The 18,184-nt window shown below is 63.0% G+C and carries 14 protein-coding genes; 4 read left to right on the top strand and 10 right to left on the bottom strand.

Annotation, left to right across the window (positions count from 1 at the left end):
• Genes FHW69_RS05320 through FHW69_RS05310 form a run of 3 tightly spaced genes read left to right on the top strand, consistent with a single transcriptional unit; the run spans position 1 to position 2,431 of the window.
• The gene (locus FHW69_RS05320; RefSeq protein ID WP_183421938.1) at positions 1 to 783 is read left to right on the top strand and encodes a DUF1295 domain-containing protein; all 783 of its coding nucleotides are present in this window, start codon (positions 1 to 3) and stop codon (positions 781 to 783) included.
• Entirely contained in the window at positions 780 to 1,862 is a 1,083-nt protein-coding gene (locus FHW69_RS05315) for a cyclopropane-fatty-acyl-phospholipid synthase family protein (protein ID WP_183421937.1), read from the top strand. The genes FHW69_RS05320 and FHW69_RS05315 overlap by 4 nt, the downstream gene beginning before the upstream one ends.
• 11 nt (positions 1,863 to 1,873) lie before the next feature.
• Positions 1,874 to 2,431, top strand: a complete 558-nt coding sequence (locus FHW69_RS05310) for a lipocalin family protein (RefSeq protein WP_221195380.1) — start codon at positions 1,874 to 1,876, stop codon at positions 2,429 to 2,431.
• Positions 2,432 to 2,440: 9 nt separating this feature from the next.
• Here the strand turns inward: FHW69_RS05310 and FHW69_RS05305 are convergent, their stop codons facing one another.
• The 5 genes from FHW69_RS05305 to FHW69_RS05285 form a co-directional block, all read right to left on the bottom strand.
• Complete coding sequence (locus FHW69_RS05305) at positions 2,441 to 3,868, bottom strand: cytochrome c (protein WP_183421936.1); 1,428 nt, start codon at positions 3,866 to 3,868, stop codon at positions 2,441 to 2,443.
• A gap of 7 nt (positions 3,869 to 3,875) precedes the next feature.
• Positions 3,876 to 5,462, bottom strand: coding sequence for a GMC family oxidoreductase (locus FHW69_RS05300; protein WP_183421935.1), 1,587 nt, complete (start codon positions 5,460 to 5,462; stop codon positions 3,876 to 3,878).
• Between the two features lie 66 nt (positions 5,463 to 5,528).
• Positions 5,529 to 6,104, bottom strand: a complete 576-nt coding sequence (locus FHW69_RS05295) for a sugar dehydrogenase complex small subunit (protein ID WP_183421934.1) — start codon at positions 6,102 to 6,104, stop codon at positions 5,529 to 5,531.
• Positions 6,105 to 6,213: 109 nt separating this feature from the next.
• The gene (locus tag FHW69_RS05290; RefSeq protein ID WP_183421933.1) at positions 6,214 to 7,251 is read right to left on the bottom strand and encodes a LacI family DNA-binding transcriptional regulator; all 1,038 of its coding nucleotides are present in this window, start codon (positions 7,249 to 7,251) and stop codon (positions 6,214 to 6,216) included.
• Between the two features lie 115 nt (positions 7,252 to 7,366).
• Positions 7,367 to 9,355 (bottom strand): CocE/NonD family hydrolase, encoded by a 1,989-nt coding sequence (locus FHW69_RS05285; protein ID WP_221195379.1) that lies wholly within the window; start codon positions 9,353 to 9,355, stop codon positions 7,367 to 7,369.
• A gap of 313 nt (positions 9,356 to 9,668) precedes the next feature.
• On the opposite strand from FHW69_RS05285, the gene FHW69_RS05280 reads away from it, so the two are divergent.
• A complete protein-coding gene (locus FHW69_RS05280) occupies positions 9,669 to 10,766 on the top strand; it encodes a hypothetical protein (RefSeq protein ID WP_183421932.1) in 1,098 nt (365 codons plus the stop codon).
• A gap of 58 nt (positions 10,767 to 10,824) precedes the next feature.
• On the opposite strand, the gene FHW69_RS05275 is transcribed toward FHW69_RS05280, so the two are convergent.
• From FHW69_RS05275 to FHW69_RS05255, 5 genes are all read right to left on the bottom strand, one after another.
• Positions 10,825 to 11,577 carry an energy transducer TonB gene (locus FHW69_RS05275; protein ID WP_255494516.1) on the bottom strand — a complete coding sequence of 251 codons (753 nt, stop codon included), beginning with the start codon at positions 11,575 to 11,577 and terminating at the stop codon, positions 10,825 to 10,827.
• Positions 11,577 to 13,079 (bottom strand): surface lipoprotein assembly modifier, encoded by a 1,503-nt coding sequence (locus FHW69_RS05270; protein WP_183421931.1) that lies wholly within the window; start codon positions 13,077 to 13,079, stop codon positions 11,577 to 11,579. The genes FHW69_RS05275 and FHW69_RS05270 overlap by 1 nt, the downstream gene beginning before the upstream one ends.
• A gap of 7 nt (positions 13,080 to 13,086) precedes the next feature.
• Positions 13,087 to 13,857, bottom strand: a complete 771-nt coding sequence (locus tag FHW69_RS05265) for a Slam-dependent surface lipoprotein (protein ID WP_221195378.1) — start codon at positions 13,855 to 13,857, stop codon at positions 13,087 to 13,089.
• An 85-nt stretch (positions 13,858 to 13,942) separates the two neighbouring features.
• On the bottom strand, positions 13,943 to 17,038 hold the full coding sequence (locus FHW69_RS05260) for a TonB-dependent receptor (RefSeq protein WP_343203965.1): 3,096 nt from the start codon (positions 17,036 to 17,038) through the stop codon (positions 13,943 to 13,945).
• A 135-nt stretch (positions 17,039 to 17,173) separates the two neighbouring features.
• Complete coding sequence (locus FHW69_RS05255) at positions 17,174 to 18,184, bottom strand: FecR domain-containing protein (RefSeq protein WP_183421929.1); 1,011 nt, start codon at positions 18,182 to 18,184, stop codon at positions 17,174 to 17,176.

The raw sequence follows: 18,184 nt of genomic DNA, 5'->3' as shown, positions 1-18,184 counted from the left end.
ATGTCACCGTGGCTTGCCCTTGCGGGAGTGTGGCTGCTGGCCATTGTGGTGATGAGCGCTGGCTGGGCATGGCAGCGCGCGCACCAGAACGCCGGCATCGTGGACGTGTTGTGGGCCAGCTGCGTCGGCGCGTCTGCCGTGTGGCTGGCCATCGTGGGTGATGGGGCCCCGACACCGAGGATCGCCCTCACGATCCTTGGTGGCCTGTGGGGCGCCCGGCTGGCGTGGCATCTGGCGCGTCGTGTCCTCGGCGAGGATGAGGATGGCCGCTACCGCAATCTGCGCGAGCATTGGCAGGGAAATCAGTGGAAGTTCTTCGCATTCTTCCAGTTCCAGGCGTGGCTGGTGATGCTGTTCGCGCTGCCGTTCGTCAGCGTGGCGACCAATCCGGAAACACGCATGCCGCTGGTGGTGCTGGCTGTGCTTGTCTGGCTTCTGGGAGTACTGGGCGAAGCGGTGGCGGATGCCCAATTGGCGCACTTTCGCGCGGTGCCGGCCCATCGCGGGCGCACGTGTCGCGACGGACTGTGGCGCTACTCGCGCCACCCGAACTATTTCTTCGAATGGCTGCACTGGTTCGCTTATGTACTGCTGGCCGCGGGGTCTCCGCTCTGGTGGCTGGCGTGGTCCGGGCCGGTGGTCATGTTTGTCTTCCTGCGCTGGCTGAGCGGTATCCCTTTTACAGAGAAGCGCGCACTGCAATCGCGCGGCGATGACTATCGCGCCTACCAGCGCAGCACCCCGATGTTGTTTCCGTGGTTTCCGAAGAAGGAACGCTCATGAGCACGACCGAACTGTACGCAGCCGAATCAGTGGGCAACCGCCCCTCGGAAGGGTTGTCCGGCCTGGCCGAGCGCGGCTTCATTCCTGATGCGCTGCTGCGCCTCGGCATCCGCCGGCTGTGCGCGCAGCGTCTGCGCGAAGAACGCCAGGGCGGGCTGGACGAGCAGGCTGACCGGTTCCGTGCGCGCATCGAGATGCTTCGTACCAGCCCGGTGGCCATTCATACCGATGCGGCCAACGCGCAGCATTACGAGCTGCCACCGGAGTTCTTCCAGCTTTGCCTTGGCAAGCGCCTGAAGTATTCGGGGTGCTATTACCCGTTCGGCAATGAAACGCTGGAGCAGGCGGAAGAGGCCATGCTGGAGCTGTACGGCGAACGCGCACAGCTGGCCGATGGTCAGGAGATTCTGGAGCTTGGCTGCGGCTGGGGATCTTTGACGCTGTGGATGGCGGCACGCTATCCCAGCGCGCGCATCGTCGCGGTATCCAATTCGTCGCCGCAGCGCGAATTCATCGAGGGACGTTGCCGCGAACTGGGACTGGCCAACGTACGGGTCATCACCCAGGACGTGAACCGCCTCCAGCTGGACGCGCCGAAGTTTGATCGATGCGTGTCCATCGAGATGTTCGAGCACATGCGCAACTACGACACGCTCCTTCGCAACATCGCCGGCTGGCTGAAGCCAGGCGGAAAGCTGTTCGTGCACATCTTCGCTCACCGCACGCTCATGTATCCCTTTGAAACCGAGGGTGACGACAACTGGATGGGCCGGTTTTTCTTTACCGGCGGACTGATGCCCTCGTCGGACACGCTGTTGTGGTTCCAGCGCGATCTGGACATCGAGAAGCGCTGGCACGTGGATGGCCGCCACTACGAGCGCACCGCCAACCACTGGCTGGCCAATCAGGATGCGCATCGCGATGAGGTGATGCGTGCGCTGGTGAAGGCCTATGGTGCGGACGCAGCCCCGCTTTGGTTTCAGCGCTGGCGGATGTTCTGGATGGCATGCGCCGAATTGTTCGGCTACGACGACGGCCAGGAATGGCTGGTTGCCCATTACCGCTTCGTGCGGCCGTAAGGAGACGACAGATGCACCGCATTCCATTTTTTCTTCGCGCAATCGGCCTGTATGTGGCGACCGCCGCTTCATCGGCGATTGCCATGCCTCCGGTCAAACCGGTGGATCAGGTCGATCTGCCGCGCTTCATGGGCAGCTGGTACGTCATTGCGACGATTCCCAGCGTCTTCGAGAAGAACGCAGTCAATGCCGTGGAGACCTACAAACTCTCACCCGACGGTACCATCGCCACGGATTACCGCTATCGCAAGCGGTCGCTCGATGCGCCGGTGAAACATATCGGTTCCACGGGATTCGTCCGCGAGGGCACCAACAATGCGGTATGGGGTGTGCGTATCGTGTGGCCGGTGAAGGCACAGTACGTGATTGCGTACCTGTCGCCCGATTATCAGCAGACGATCATCGCCCGCGATGCGCGCGACTACGTATGGATCATGGCGCGCACACCCACGATCAGCCAGCCGGATTACGACGCGCTGGTCGCGCGGGTCCGCGACCTGGGATACAAGGTCGCGGACATCCAGAAAGTGCAGCAGGTGTGGCCGGAGCCCGAAGGTGGCGGTCTCTGACGCGGCAACTTAACGGCGGCGACGCCTGCGACGCGATACCACAGACACGATCAGCCAGATCACCAGCAGGGCCACCACGACGCCGCCACCCATCAACCACGGCGTCAGGCGGATCAGCAGCGGCCTGGGGCCGCCTGCACGGATTTGTGCCACGCCGGCAGCGTCGATGCGGGCATCCGGGTTACCGAAGTGTGCGGTCACGTAGTTGGTGACCGCCGCGACCTGCTCGTCGTTCATGTCGCGACCGAACGCAGGCATCAGCACATGCGCATCGGCGCCCTGGCGTTCAATACCGTGCAGGATGGTCATCACGACGTTGTCCGGAGAACTCATTCCCGTGGCGCTGTTGTGGCTGAGCGATGGGAAGTACTGGTTCTCGGTGCCCTTGCCGCCCGGCTGATGGCAACTTGCACAGGCGCCGCTGTAGAGCACGGTGCCATCGGTGGTTGAAACGTCGCGCATCGCATCGGGGTTGGCGCTGTTGTCCGGACGCTGCGGCTCCAGTTCGCTGATGGAGGGCAACGGCGAACCGCCGGCGTACTCGTATGCCGCCTTGCTGTCCTTCGGATCGCGTACAGGCTTTACGGTTTTCAGGTACGTGGCGATGGCCGTGAGGTCATCGTCGCTGAGGTATCGCAGGCTTTGCTCCACGGCTTCGGCCATGCCGCCGCCCGCCTGGCCCTTGCCATCCACGTGGCCGTTTTTCAGGTACCGGGCGATCTCGTCGGTGCTCCAGCCGCCAATGCCGCTGACCGGGTCGCTGGTGATGTTGGGGGCAATCCAGCCGTCGATCTTCGCACCTGCGAGGTAGGCACCTGACTGCTCGGCCATCAGGAGATTGCGCGGCGAATGGCAGGAACTGCAATGGCCCAGCGTGTCGACGAGATAGTGGCCGCGGTTGACTGCCGCCGATGCGGTGTCACTGGCCTTGAAGCTGCCGCTGTCCAGATACAGCGTGTTCCAGAAGAACATGACGCCACGCATGCCGTAAGGAAACGGCAGCTTCGTCTTCTGAACAGCATTGTCGACGGGCTGCACGCCCTGCATGAAATACACATACAGCGCATGCATGTCTTCATCGCTAAGGCCGCGGTATGCCGTGTAAGGCATGGCCGGATACAGATGCTGTCCCTTTGCGTTCACGCCTTTACGCAACGCATCGGCGAACTGCTGTTCGGTGTATCCACCGATGCCGTTGGTCGCCGACGGTGTGATGTTGGAGGCATAGATGTTGCCCATCGGCGAGCCGATGGGCCGGCCCCCGGCGAAGGGCTTGCCGCCTGCGTTGGTGTGGCAGGCGGCGCAATCGCCGGCCAGCGACACGTAGCGGCCCTGTTCGATCAGCTTCGGATCGGCCTGTTGTGCATGGGCGGCAGACAGGGCGCCCAGCGCCATCAGGGAGGAAAAGATCGCCCCACGGAACAATGAAAAGGACATGGCGTTCTCAGAGCTCCCTGTGGATGGTGTCGGCGATGCGGATGCTCAACGCCACGCCGGTCAGCGTGGGGTTGATGACGCCCGATGCAGGAATCACCCCGGTGGTGGCCAGGAACAGGTTGTCGTGATCGAACGTGCGGCACTCGCTGTTGACCACCGAGTCCTTCGCGTCAGAGCCCATGATGACCGAGCCCATGATGTGGTCGCGATTCTGCCAGCCGGTTTCGTCTTCGATGACTTCGGCGTTGAGGATCTTTGCGAACTTCGCATAGTCCTGTTTCGCGATGACCTTGCCGGCCTTGGTGTAGTCACCGACGTCGTAGTTCACCCGCAGCATCGGGATACCGAGGGCATCCTTCTTGTCGCTGGGTGTCACGCGGTTGCCGGCTTCGGGAAGCATTTCAAACACGGTGCCCACATCGACCCAGCGCGCGGCGTCGTGGCGAATGCGCTCGTCAAGCTCCGGGCCGACAACGCCTTTGTGCAACAGGCGATTGGTCACGGCAAGATTCGGCACCGCGTTGGCCATGGAATGCTTCACCGCCGAGTGCTGCTTGCGGAAATCACCATCGCGCCAGTTGAAGATGCCGCCCTGCTGCACGGCGCCGCGACCCGGCCACAGGGGTTCGTCGGCAATCATCGTCAGACCGATACCGGTGTGATCCATGAGGTTGCGGCCCACCTGGTCGGACGAGTTGGCGACCCCGGAGATCAGCAGCAGCTTGGGTGTTTCCAGGCCGTGCGCAGCGACCACGAAGTAGCGCGCGGTGATGCGGATGTCCTCGCCCGTGGGTTTCTTGTAGTGCACGGCCACGATGCGCCCGCCGGCGCCTTTTTCCAGCTTGTACGCGGTGGATTCGGTGAGCAGCTTCACACCTGCCTTCTCGGCATGCGTGGCGTGCATGTCGCCGCTGTACATCGCGCCAATCGGGCATACCGGCATGCAGTTGTTGTTGCCGCAGCAGGCAGGGCGCCCGTCGTACGGGCGGGTGACCCGGCCGTTGGGCTCGTGGATGTAGTGGTAGCCCTCTTTGGCCAGCCGCTCGTTGAGCCGCTGGTTCATGTACGTGGTGGCTTCCGGCGGGAGCGGATAGGGCCTGGAGCGCGGCGGCCAGGGTTTGCCTGCCTGACCACTCTGGTCTTCGTCACCGTTGCCGCTGACGCCGAGCGCCTCCTCGGCGCGCTGGTAGTACGGCTCCAGCTCCGAATATTCGATGGGCCAGTCGCGGCCCACGCCGTAGAGCGTCTTGAGCTTCATGTCGTTGGGCAGGTAGCGCCAGCAGGCGGCGGCCCAGTGCCAGGTGGTGCCACCCACCAGCTTCAGCATGCCGGGCTTGAAGTTGAATGAGCCGGTGTTCTCGATGTAGTCCGGATCGTAGGAGGTATGTGCCCACGGCTCATTCGGATAGGGATCGTTGAAGTTGCTCTTGCGCGAGGACGTGCGGAAGTTCTCCACGATCTTCCAGCGCGGGATGCGCGAGCCGGCTTCCAGCATGATGACGGAGCGGCCTAGCTTGGCGAGCTCATAGGCAGCGTTGCTGCCCAGTGCGCCGGAGCCGATAACGATGACGTCGGCGTCGTATTGGGGATTCATGGGGGTATGGCCTTGAAGGAGGCAGGGCGGCGCAGGTGCGGCCAGCCGTTGTGTCGATGTCGTCGATCAGTCGGTAGCGATGCTGGCGGGCGGATGGGCCCAGTAGTCGGTACCTGCGCGCGCATACGTCGGAATCACCGTCACGTCGCGGGTGGGCGCGAACATTAGGGCTTCCGTATAGGTGATGAAGCGCGTGTCATCGACCGATGTGAGCGACTTCGGCGTACCCGTGTATCCGTGATACCAGGCCGAAACGATCAGCACGACCAGCGCTTTGCTGTCCGGGTCTTTATCGACGGCCGAATCCTTGAACGCCTTCATGTCGGTGATGCCTGCACGGCCCAGGGCATCGGCAAGCGAACGCACTTTGAAACCGAAGTTGCGGTCTCCGTCGGCCAGTGCCACGAAGACCCGCTGCGAAAGAGCCGCGTCCAGATGCGGCCGTGAGGTCAGGAGACAGGACAGTGCGAGGAATCCGGCCAGCTCCGCAGGACTGGCCTGAGCGGGCGACTGCGCATAGGCCATGCGCGACCAGGGAAGCAGCGCGGCGCCGGCGGCAACCAGGCTGGCAGAAACGATCAGCCGGCGACGTGACGGACTGGATGGCGCGTCGGCGGGCGACGGCGCGGGGGGCACATGCATGCGGCACCTCTGGCGATGGCTGGAGTGGCGGCGGGGCGTCATCGCGCAATGGCAATGGTGCGGCGCACAAAGCTGCACGAGTGTAGCTACGGCGGTTGAGGTAAAACCCTCAGCCTTCTCCGCAGGATCGGGAAATTTGCGGCAAATTCGCGTGAAGAACCACGCTCACGGGGTAGGGACGCGTCACCGGCCGCGCCGCTCGCCCGAAGCTCGCAAGAACATGCTGCATGGCTTCAGCGGCCTGAGCCCCGGGGTTTTGCTCCAGCACGACGTCCATGGCACGGCGTGCCAGCAAATCTGTGTTGCTGCGCGTCAGATCGTGGCCAATGAAAAAAGGGCGCACGCCCGTATGGCGGCTCAGCGTCGCGGCCACTCCCTCGTCGCCCACCGAGATGTTGTAGATGCCGCGCAGGTCCGCCCGTGCGTTGAGTGCCGCTTCCACCACGGTCACGGTGGAAAGTGGGTCTTCATGGCTCATCGCGGTGGGCAGCACCTCGATGCCGGCAAACCCGGCGATGGTCTGGCGGAACCCGTCTTCCCGTTCGGCATGGCCGAGGAATCCCCGTGATCCCGTGATGACCAGAACGGTCCCGGGCTCACGGCCGATGAATCGACCCATCAACTCGCCTGCCACGCGGCCTGCGGCCAGGTTGTCGGAGCCGACGTAAGCCAGTCGGCCGCTGTCCGGAATGTCGGACGCCAGTGTCACGACGGGCATGCGGGCTGCGATATCGGCGATGGCCTCGTTCACGAGAGGGTGCTGATAGGCCACCGTAATCAATGCATCGGCATGCGTTGACGCTTCACGCAGTGCCGCCGCTACGACCGCCGGCTCAAGTGATGGATAGAACGACATGCCGCAGCGCACGTGCTGCGCTTCCAGCGAAAGCTCCAGCGCTTCGAAAGATTCTGCGAGTTCGGCATAGAAGTGGATCGTCGGCGCCTGCATCAGCACAGCCACGCGCAGCCAGCGCCCGGGCGTGGCGTGCAATACGCGGTCGATCTTCAGGCGCCGGGCGGCTTCAAGCACGCGTACATGCACGCTTTCACTCACGCCACCGCGTGCGTTGAGCACGCGATCCACGGTCGCCATGCTCACCCCTGCTGCGGCGGCGACATCGGCAATACGGGTCTTGGACTTGCTCATCGCACCGATTATCGCAGGCGGGCATGCCTGGACAGGGTGCGACGCATTGTCTCGGGCGGCCCCCTTGGAGGCTTGCTGCGATGGGAGTGCCAGCCCCATCGCAGACAGTCAAAACTCAATGCCCGGAACGCGGCACCACGGTAATCGTGATCTTCGACGGATGTTCTGCGTCGTGATGCACGGCATTGCGGGCGATTACCCACGCCGTTTCATCTACGTTGTTGCCGCCGGTATTGAGGTTGCGGTCAAAGCGCGGGAAGTTGCTGCTGGAAACGGCAACGCGCAGTTTGTGCCCCGGCTTGAAGAAATAGCTGGTGTCGATGGGCTGGAAGGTCACTTTGTAAACCTCGCCATCCTTCATCCATACCGGCGGCTTCTCGTATCCCTCGCGGTAACGCATGCGCTGGATGTTCTCGGTGATGTTGAAGGCCTTGCCGTCCGGCATCACGTCCATCACCTTGAAGGTGAAGTCGGTGTCTTTCGCGCTGGACGATACGTACAGCGTCACCGTCACCGGGCCGCTGACCTCGGTGCCTTCACTGAAAGGCGTGGAGTCGTAAACGAGGATGTCGTTGCGGGCGAGCTGCGGATTCTGGTCGAACGAACCGAACTTCACCGAAGGCCCCTGGCAGCAACCGCCACCTCCCAGCGTGGGAACCGGATTGGCCGGGTCATAAATGAAGGTATCCGGATGGTCGCTGCCACCGGCCGCCTCTACCAGCTTGCCGTCGCCGTACAACGTGTTGGCCTTGCCTTCGCTGGTGAAGTACAGGTCGCGCGTGACGGCGCCAGCGGGAGGCCAGCTGGGTGAGTCATGCCATTTGTTCTCGCCCATCACGTAGTACATGACCTTGGACTGCTTGTTCAGGGCCGGGCTGTCTTCGCCCTTCAGGAAGTGATCGAACCAGCCGTAGACCAGGGCGTCGTAGTCGAACCGCGAGTCGCCCACGTCAAGATCGCCGATCATCGTGTGTTCCGTGGCGCGGGTGTAACCGCAGTGGAGCGAGGGCGCAATGATCGCGTACTGCTGATCGGCAACGGCCTTGGGCGCGGTGGCGCGCACGTGATTGTAGGCCGCGAGATTCGGAGACACCGACACGTCGAACCAGCTCATGAACCACAGGCCGGGCTTCTTGATCGACATGGTGTCGTGCCACAGGCCGCCCTTGTACCAGTCCGGACTGTTGGGCGTGCGGGCAATCATGTTGCCGCCGGTCGGCACATCCATGGCGTCGGCGTAAATGCCGCGTGGCGCATCTACCGACTTCATGATGTCGCGCACCGGAAGATGCCAGAACGCCTTTTCCCAATCGACAGGCGGCATGGCCGGGTCGAGGTCGAACGCTTTGGATGCACGGATGAGGTCGGCCTGGGTGGTGTTGGCCGGGAACATCGGCCGCACCTGGTTCTGCTCACCGTAAAGCCAGTCGATGAAGAGCATCTGCACGGCACCACCGCGATACCAGTTGCCCTGCTCGTAATACGGTCCCACACGACCCACGCCCGCACCGAAGCCCTGAACGTTGAAGGTGGCGAAGCCAGGCTCGTCCTGCGCGACCACCGCCATCTGCCATTCCGCGGTGGACGAGCAGCCGGTGGTGCCGACCTTGCCGTTCGACCACGGCTGCGTGCTCAGCCAGCGCACGGCGTCCACGCCATCGCTGACTGGCGCGCCGAGAATTTCGTAGTTGCCTTCGGAGAAGTAGTGGCCGCGCTCGTTCATCTCCACGTATGCGTAGCCATGTTTCACGGCCGCCAGCTCGCGGGACATGTCGCGCGGGGCGCCGTTCTTTACGTCCCAGAAATTGAAGTTGTAGGGTGTGCGCGAAAAGATGACCGGCACTTTGCCTGTTGCATTCTTCGGTCGGTATACGTCGGCGGCCATGCGTTTGCCGTCACGCATTTTCACCATCACCTTGCGGTCGATGATGGCGATGTCTTCAAGCTGCTTCTCAAGATCGTTGCGCCTGGCCACGAGCGCCTTCTGTTCGGCCGTCTGGACGGCCTGTGCCGTGGACGCACCTGAGAAAGCGGAGAGGGCGGTAAGTATGCCAAGTGACAATGCGGTGCTGACGGACGAAGGGGCAGGGCGCATCGGTCGCATGGCGTGTCTCGCTTGAATGATCGCCCGAGTCTGGCACGGCCCATGGCCGTACGAAGCATGACTGATGGCACAGTCAACCGGTATGGCGGTGGCCGGTTGGCAACTGCGCCGGGGAATGTACCGTGTCGAGCGAGGTGCCGAGCATGAGAGGGTGCGCGATGGGTCATCACGCGGTGTCGGCCAGCCTCCTACGCACAGGCAGTTGATTTCTGATCGAATTGGAGAGAACGCCTCCAGGCATGTGGTGTGTCAATGCAAATAATCACCCGTTGCGGCTCCCCCAGTTATCCCGACTGACGCAATGAGGAAAAAAATGAAAACGACACGTCTTCGCCAGTCATTGATGGCTTTCGCCATCGCCATGACGTTAATTGCGGCACAGGGCGCACAGTCCTCGGTCGTGACGGAACAGCACGAGTCCACGGTTGCTCCGTCATTCGTCCAGCTTTTCGACCGTCGTGTGGCCGAAGGACTTCCCCAGTCCATCTCGCTGAGTCCTTCGCGTCATCACCGTAATGCAGTGGCACCCAGTGAGCTGACCATAACCTCCGAGCTTCCCGTGCATGTTGTATTTCCCGACGATACGGGCGGCCAGATGTTTACGGGAACGTGGAATGACGCTCCCGTCGTCGTCACGCGAAGCGGCGACCGGATCGACATTGTGGAGAAGGACACATCAGGCATCCGGGTCAGGGTGATTACCGAGGAAAGCAACGACGTCGAGGAAAACTGGTTCGCCGCGCCGCCATCTGCGGGCATGCCCGATGATGTCGAACCGGCACCCTCTCCCATCACCGCGGGTGGGGGCACCGGAAGGTCAGGGTCCCTGGGCGATATCACCGACATCGCGCTCAATGGAAAGCCGTTGATGCGCTTCTGGATATTCACGCACGACGATACGGGGGCCGACATGTACCGGACGTTGCAGAACAATTATGTGTCCTGGTGGGTTGCCGATCTCGCCAGGAACGTCCTTCCGTACAAAGTCATTCACGTCATTTATCGTCGCAATATTAAAGGCGTGACTAACATGTCCTACGGAGACGAGGACAGTCTGGACAGGTGGGACAACGTCGTGGATCGTTTCGTGTCGCGCGAAGGCCTCGCACGCACGGGCCACCGACGGTTCCTGCTCTTTACGCAGCATTCTCCCAATGGGAAAAGTTCTGGCGTGGCTTATGAATATGGCGACGCTGCCCTGGCTTCTGCGGTTGGACCATACAGCGTGATCGCGCATGAATTCGGACACACCATCGGTGGCCTTCATGGTCTTGCCCATACGGACTTCACCTGGTGGCTTTGCCGTACCAACATGGCAGCCGATTCGAACGCACTGCTTGCCAATTGCGGTTACTACAGCCGTGCGAACATAGAGAAGATCCGGGCTTTCCTCCCGGAGGTGAAGCCGTGAGCGGGCCGGGCCATCGCCAGGCGAAGCGCAGCATGCTTGGCGTCGCCTGGCGAGCAAATCAATGTTTCGACAGGAAAAATTCTACGGGCACCAGTACGTCTACCGGGTCGCCCGGAATCTGTGCGGGAGGCGGCGGTACAGGGCTGGCGCGCTGGGCGGTCTCTACGCTTTCTTCGTCCAGCAGGGTGTAGCCGCTGCTTCGCTCCACGCGCGGCCCGATGACATCGCCCTGCCGGGTAACAGCAAAGCGGACATACGCCACGCCGCTCTGGCGTGCGCGCTCGGCCATGCGTGGATAGCGGCGGAAGCGCTTCAGATGACCAAGCAGCATCCCTTGCCAGGTGACTTCGGCCTGACTGTGTACCGCTGCGGAGGTGACTGGTGCTGCCAGTCTCGCCGCCACCGCAGCCTCCACGTGCGGCGGCGCGGTGGATTGATCCACCGCTTGCGACGCCACGGCAGACGCCTCTGCCTGCCCGACCTCTTCGCTCTGTGCTGGCGCATGCTGTGCGGGCAGGGGTGAGGGTGTTGGGGGAACCTTCGCGGGGCGGGATGCTCTCGCGGCAGAGGCAGCCTGAGCCCGTCGTGGCGGGCCGGGAGGCAGCTCCATGGCGGGGGCGGGTGGCGCCGCAGGGATCATGTCCATGTCGATGCGTACAACCTGCAATGCGGCTGTCGGGGTAACGGGCGGTTCGTCCCGGCGCGCCGCCAGCAGCACAGCGAGGGCAAGCGCGTGCGCAACCGTCACGCAGGCCATGCCTGCCACGCGCGGCCAGCGCTCATCCCGCTGCATGCTGCGCAGGGTCCGCATCAGAACTGATGCTCAAGCTTGAAGTTAACGACACGACGATCGTAGGAGTACAGCCAGTCCACATTGCTGCGCACGTGGTTCCATTGAAGACTGAGGCTCGGTGTCAGTCCGGCGAAAGCGAACTTCGGCATTCCCAGAATGAGAATGACATTGCGCTCATGATCGCGACGGCGCGCTTCCAGCAACTCGCTCCATGCGCCGTAGTTGCGCGAGCGCAATGACGTGGACAGGTACGCGTTGAAGCCAGGGCCAAGCGGACGGGTCACGCCAAGGCGCAATCCGCGCTGGGTGTATGCATTGGTGTCGTCGCGGGCTTGCTTGTCGATGTAATCCACCCCACCAAAGACAGTCCACTGGCCGGGAAGCGCGTGCCACACGGTGGCAAACACGTCGCTGAAGCGGCCGGTGAAGTCGTGATACGCGCGCTGCCGGTAGCGCATCTGCCGTACGTCACCTTCCAGGCGAACCATCGTCTGCGGCGACAGGTTGCGAATCCATTCGCCATGCAGACCCCATGCGGTATAGAGAATGCCTGTGCCGAAGGTGCCGGTATCGAACGTGGGCGCCACCGCGTAACTGCCGCGCGCCGTACGCACGTCGTAACCCATCTGCGTGGTGATGGTGCTCTGGTTGTACTGGGTCTTGCTGTCGTAGACATCGCCATACGCCACGCTGCGCAGATACACGCCGCCGTGGCCGGCCAGCGGGATGCGCCGGTTGAGCGTGGCCTCGTAGTCGAGGCCGCGTGCGGATTCCGGGCCGGGAATGGTCCGGTTGATGAAACACAGGCCGTCCATGGCGAGCAGGCAGGTTTCGCTCGCCGAGGTCTGGTTGAGGTTGTCGTTGAATCCGGGGCCCAGCGCGAATGAGCCCTGCCAGGCGCGCCGCCGTTCCAGCGCGGCGATGAACGTGGCCACCGACTTGCGCACACCCGTCGTCTTCGGATCGTGGCTGTCGAGGGATGCCTCGATGCGGCGAAACAGGGCCAGCGCTTCGCGGTCGGATTGATTCTCGAACAGCACGCGTGCCAGCTCCAGCTGGCCGGGTAGAAAGTCCGATTGCAGGTCAAGCAGGTCGCGGAAGTTTTTCTCCGCGTCGTCCAGCTTGCCGTCCTCGCGCGCGAGCGCACCCCGCGCATACAGCACCAGCATCGGATCGCGCTCGGGCATCGCTTCGTACATCGCGAAGAAGCGGCGAACGTCGGGCCATTGCCTGCGGACGATCGACACGTAAAGTGCCTCCCCCACGTCGCTGACGTTGTGGGCTACTTCGTAGCGCGTTCCGTCGATCACCAGAGCATCGGGGCCTGACGCGTCCGCGTCTTTCACGCGATCTTTTTCGTCGTCCGCTGCCTTCAGTTCAATGCCCTGGTCCAGGCGAAGGCGCGTATCCTGCGCCGATTGCGCGTGTGCCCCTGTCGCGGCCCACACCAGGACAAGCGAAAACAGGAGCCTGCAAGCAGGCCCCTGTCCGTGGTGGCGCGGGTGACGGACTGTCACCATGCGTGCATCACTGCTTCGTACCGCCAAACGAGGCGTTGTACTGGCGAGCGTTCGCGAACGATGCGATACCGGCCAGCGAGGCGGCGTTGGCACCGAAGAAGCGACCGTTGACGGCACCGCCCGTGGCGACGTTGGCGCCGCCGACGCTTGCCGTGGCGCCGTTGCCCGTGAACACGGCGCCGCTGATGAGCGCGGTGCCGATGTTTACGGCGTACGAACCGTTGGTCACGCTGCCGGTGAGGGTGTGCGCGCCGAAGTTCGCGTTGAAGGTACCGGCGAGTGCGCCCTTGTTGGCGTAATCGCTGATGCCCTGCACGGCATAAGTTGCGGTGCCGGTGGTCGGCACGGTCGTGCCGGTCGTGTCACCCGCGAAATAGGTGGCGTGCGTGCCATCGGTCGCGCTGACCGTCTGCGACCATTCGCCGTAATACACGTTGGCGCCGCTGACCTTGGCGAAGTGGAAGAAGCCGAGGCTGGAGTGGTCGGGCGGCGAACCTTCCGGCGGGGTCGGGCTGGCGAAATTCAGGGTGGTGACGCCCTTCGCATCCGTCACGCCATAGGCGGTAAGGCCAGCAAAATCGACGCGCTGGTCGATGCCGGTGGACGGAACGCCGATGCCGGGCAGGCCAGCGTGGTGCGGCCCGCCGTTGACGACGGACGCGCCGGCCGTGATGTTCGTGTTGCTGGACGCGCCGACAACCTGTGCCTGCGTGGCGCCAGCAAAGGCGAAGGCGGACAGTGATACGAGGCCGAAGGCCTTCATGGTGAGACGTTTCATGGTACTTCTCCAACAATGAGGGGATTGATCAGTACTGGAACGTTGCCGCGTCCCTGCGGCCCATCCTTGAACTCCATGGATAGGTTCAGAAGCTGGCGGTCACGCTCATGCGCAACGTGCGGCCGGGCGCAGGCATCAGCGAGCGCGTGAGCGGGTCGACGTAGTAGCGGTTGCTGAGGTTGGTGCCGGCCAGTTCGAAGGTGAGGCCGTTTTTCAGCTTGTAGTCGGCGTATGCGTCGTACGTGACGATGGTTCCCCACGTGTAGGGGACGTTGAGGCCGTAGCCGCTTATCTTGTCTTTCTCGACGAACTGCGTGAGTTGCGGGTTGTCGTAGGCGCGGTAGTAGACGCCTCGTGCACCGATTTCCAGTGCTTCATTGAAGAACCGCGCGCCCAGCGTCCAGTTGACGGAGAGCTTCGGTGAGGCCTGCGTCAGCAGGTAGCTGCCGATGAAGCCGTAATTGACGCAGGACGGAACGCGGCCAAAGTTCGGGTCAAGAAGGATGGCGACGCTTTCGTCGCAGGCTTTGTTCTTCAGCGTTTTCGCCACGCCGATATCGGTGAAGAAACGGCCGTTGTCGTAACGCGCCTGGAATTCCAGCCCCTGGATGACCTGCTTGTCCAGATTGGTGAATTGCAGATTGTTGCCGCGTTCGATCACGTCCGTGGTCTTGTTGCGGAAGTAGGTCAGCTTGACGTCGGCGCGGTGGTCGTCGGTGAGGCTGAAGACGTCGCGCAGGTCGTGGATGTACGCCACTTCCCAGGTTCGCGCATGCTCCGGCCGCAGTTCGTTCAGAGGGTTGATCGACGCAGAGAATCCGATGGTGCTTTCGAACATGCTGGGGAAGCGGTATGCCTCGGCATAACGGATGTATGCGCGGCTGTTGCGGGTGAAGTTGAATGTGGCCGAGAGCATGGGCGCCCAGGCATGTCCACGCCGCGTGCGCGGTGAACCGGTTACGAGGTCGTACTTGCCGCCTGTGGTGACCATGCAGGTGTCTGCCACATAGTTGGGCAGGTTCTTCACCGTGCCGTTCACGCAGGGATCGGCGCCACGGCTGTACTTGCCCTTGCTGTCCGGCAGCCACGGCACCGTGTTGGTCAGCTGATAGGTCTGCCCTTCGTATATCTGGCGAACGATGTCTTCCCACGCGGCGATGTCTTCCGGCGTGGAGCCTGCTTCCACCAGGCTGGGTCGGTAAGCCTTGATGAAGGCTTCAGGCGAGGTTTCCATGGTGTCGTAAGAGAACTCGCGGCTACTCTGAGCCACCACGCCGAACTGCGATCCCTTTCCTGCGCGCACTTGCGATGCAAGGAAATCATCGTGTGCGCGGTATGCGGAATAGCGCATGCCCGCGTCCAGCGTGAGGAACGACAGCGGTCGCCACTGTGCGGCAAAGTTGATGTTGTATTCGTCGCGGCGGCCGGCGCGCGGATATTGGCGCCATCCGTCCACCACGCCGTTGTACACGTCGCTGGAGCTCAGCTTTTCATGCTGCATGTCGCCGCCGATCGTCAGATCGACGTTTTCGCCGAAGTGCATCTTGTTGCTGACGGTGAAGCCGACGCGGTTGTTCTGCGAGTTGGCCAGTGCCGTGTTGTAGATGATCGGGTTGTCCGGGCCCTGCGCGTAGTTGGGGAAGCCGCCGGAGGTATACGTGTGGCTGGCCGTGCGCGTGGTCCACACGTTCGCGTGCAGATTGATGTACGGGCTGTTGTCGGGATTCCAGCGATATTTGAGGTTGTATGCCTTCGCATCAACCTTGCTTTCAGGCCACTGGATCGCGCCAATGTCGTTGACGCCCGACACGAAGATGCGCGACGGCATGATTTCGCCGTAATGGGACAGGCTGTCGCGAAGGCCGAGTTCCAGGCTCTGGTCGTCCGTGATGTGCCAGGTCGTCTTGAACAGCCACGACTGCATCTTGCTTGAGGTGTTGGGGATTTCGTCGCCCGGGCGATAGTCGTTTGCCAGTCGGCGGATCAGCGTCTGCGTGTTCTGGGGCAAGCCTTCCTGCTCGTAGTACTGCGCATCGTTGCGGCCGGAGTAGTAGTTGCCGCGGTTGCGGTACGCGTACGCGCCCAGGAGGTCGAAGTCACCGGTTTTGCCCGCGATGGCCGCGCGCCACGCGCGATCACCCATCGACAGCGTCTTGTTGTCGCGGTCGGTTTTCAGCTTCTCGCGAAGGGTGGGGTCGGTGTAGGGGGCATTGGGCGACGACCATGCGGCGCTGCCGGTATTGCCTGGAAAACCCGGGACGTTGCGGTAGTCCTGTCCGGTGAGCAGTGTTGGCAGGCGTGGGGACGTTGAATTGTTGGCGCCTTCAGCTTTCACTTCGATGCCGAAGTTCTTGCCGGGCTTCACGATGTCATCGACGCTGAGCGTCTTCACCACTACCGCACCGCCCACCGAACTGTTGACGTCGCGGGTGATGCCCGGCCCTTTCAGCACCTGGATGCCACCGATCAGGCTGGGGTCGATGTAGCTGCGGTTGTTGGCGCCGTTATAGCCACGCCATACGGTCAGTGCCTGTTCCGTGCCATCAATGATGACCGGCACGCGGCCGGGGCCTTCGATACCGCGCACGTTGGGGTCCAGTGCACCGCCGTTGCGCATGTCGCCGCTGAAGACGTTGACCATGCCTTTGAGCGCGTCTGCCGGTTGCGTGCCGCGATAGTGTTCAAGCTCGGCCTTTCCCTTGTAGACACTGGAGAAGTCGTTGTCGAAAACATCGTTGGCTCCGCGCATGTCACGGCTGTCGCCGCCCGGCGCGGCGTCGCCTGCGCCCACGGGCAGCGAGTCGGTGACAACGGTGCCGGCGGCGGGGAGGTTGTACAGCTGCACGTTCACCCGCGCGCCATTGTTGCTGACGCGCTGGCGATAGCCCACGCCGCTGCCCGCCAGCAAGGCTTCCAGGCCGCCGAGTGCGGTGTAGTTGCCTTCCATAGCCTGGCTCTGGCGGCCTGCCAGCGCGGCGTCGTCCACGTAAACGTCGATGCCTGCCTGGCGTGCATACGCCAGTACGGCTTGCGAGAGCGGCTGCGCAGGCACGTTGATCACGTGCATGTTTTCGCTCGCGCCCGCAGAAGCGGCCTGCGTTTGTGCATGCGCCGCGCTGTGGATGGCAACGGCAATGGCCAGGCCGAGCAGCACCCGGCGGTGTGTACTGTGTTTCCTCACGCGCAAACCCCAACCATCATCGAGCGATGCAAATGCGCATCGTTCTCATTGACGGGTGGGGTGAGGCAAGCGAGTAAAAAAATCCGCGGAGGACGATGCTCGCGCGTCGGCTGGGGTCACCGCACAGCGGAAAGCTCAGTAAATGACCGTGACCTTCCCCACACTGCGAACCTTCAATCCCAGGCCACGCCCCAGCGTCGTCACGGCCTCGTCCAGGTTGTCGATATGAAACAGTGCGCTCACCGGCCGCTGTCCGGCCGATGTATTGGCCAGCACCACCCAGCCGCGGCGGTAGTGATTGAGGCGCTCAACCACCTGCGACAGCGGCACCCTGTCGAACTGCAACGTGCCTTGGGTCCAGTCCGCCGCCAGCTCCGGTTCAATGTCCGAGCGAACCACGCCCGCCGCGCTGTACACCGCGCTTTCCCCCTCACCGAGCGTCATTTGCGAGGTGGCGGGCGCGGGTGTCTCGTCCACGCGCACCTCCACGGTGTGCTCCAGCACACCCACCCAGGTGTTGCCGTTACTTTGCCGCTGCACAAGAAAGCGCGTGCCCAGTGCCGTGGTGTGGCCATCGGCCGTATCGACGATGAAGCGGCGATGTTCGTTGCCGGTGCGCGGCAGTGGCGCAAACGCCGCTTCGCCGCGAAGCAACTGAACGCGACGCACATGGTTGTCGTAGTGCACGGCCAGTGCACTGTCACTGCCCAGCGTGACGTGGCTGCCATCAGGCAGCGACACGTCGCGAATGTCGCCGGTGCCAGTGATGTAATCGGCACGCAGAGAGGTCAAGGGATGCAAGGCGGCCACTGCCAGCCATACAAAAGCGATGGTGGCCGCCACGCCGGCCCAGCGCACTGGCATGAGCGGCTGCCACTGAAACAGACCGCGCATGAAAGCGCCCATCGACCAGGGCCGCGCACGCGGCACAGCCTGCGCAAAGGGCGGCGCATCACGCAGCGCGCCTGCGATATCCCATGCGGACTCCGCGCGGGCGAGCCATTGGGCGTGCACCGGATCGGCGGCAAGCCACTGGCTCAGTGCGTGCAGCTGGTCATCGGAAAGCGTTTCCATGCGCACTGTGACGGCCCACCGGCTGGCCTGGAGGCGTTGATGTGCATGGCTGGCGGGTGTGCTGGCGGACAT

The sequence above is a fragment of the Luteibacter sp. Sphag1AF genome, assembly GCF_014192715.1.
Taxonomy (GTDB): domain Bacteria; phylum Pseudomonadota; class Gammaproteobacteria; order Xanthomonadales; family Rhodanobacteraceae; genus Luteibacter.
Note: the sequence above shows the minus strand (reverse complement) of the source record. Positions and strands in the feature narration are given on the sequence as shown.

Coding starts and splice junctions, on each gene's coding strand:
- FHW69_RS05320 (WP_183421938.1), top strand. CDS start 1: ATGTCACCGTGGCTTGCCCTTGCGGGAGTGTGGCTGCTGGCCATTGTG.
- FHW69_RS05315 (WP_183421937.1), top strand. CDS start 780: ATGAGCACGACCGAACTGTACGCAGCCGAATCAGTGGGCAACCGCCCC.
- FHW69_RS05310 (WP_221195380.1), top strand. CDS start 1,874: ATGCACCGCATTCCATTTTTTCTTCGCGCAATCGGCCTGTATGTGGCG.
- FHW69_RS05305 (WP_183421936.1), bottom strand. CDS start 3,868: ATGTCCTTTTCATTGTTCCGTGGGGCGATCTTTTCCTCCCTGATGGCG.
- FHW69_RS05300 (WP_183421935.1), bottom strand. CDS start 5,462: ATGAATCCCCAATACGACGCCGACGTCATCGTTATCGGCTCCGGCGCA.
- FHW69_RS05295 (WP_183421934.1), bottom strand. CDS start 6,104: ATGCATGTGCCCCCCGCGCCGTCGCCCGCCGACGCGCCATCCAGTCCG.
- FHW69_RS05290 (WP_183421933.1), bottom strand. CDS start 7,251: ATGAGCAAGTCCAAGACCCGTATTGCCGATGTCGCCGCCGCAGCAGGG.
- FHW69_RS05285 (WP_221195379.1), bottom strand. CDS start 9,355: ATGCGACCGATGCGCCCTGCCCCTTCGTCCGTCAGCACCGCATTGTCA.
- FHW69_RS05280 (WP_183421932.1), top strand. CDS start 9,669: ATGAAAACGACACGTCTTCGCCAGTCATTGATGGCTTTCGCCATCGCC.
- FHW69_RS05275 (WP_255494516.1), bottom strand. CDS start 11,577: ATGCGGACCCTGCGCAGCATGCAGCGGGATGAGCGCTGGCCGCGCGTG.
- FHW69_RS05270 (WP_183421931.1), bottom strand. CDS start 13,079: ATGGTGACAGTCCGTCACCCGCGCCACCACGGACAGGGGCCTGCTTGC.
- FHW69_RS05265 (WP_221195378.1), bottom strand. CDS start 13,857: ATGAAACGTCTCACCATGAAGGCCTTCGGCCTCGTATCACTGTCCGCC.
- FHW69_RS05255 (WP_183421929.1), bottom strand. CDS start 18,184: ATGTCCGCCAGCACACCCGCCAGCCATGCACATCAACGCCTCCAGGCC.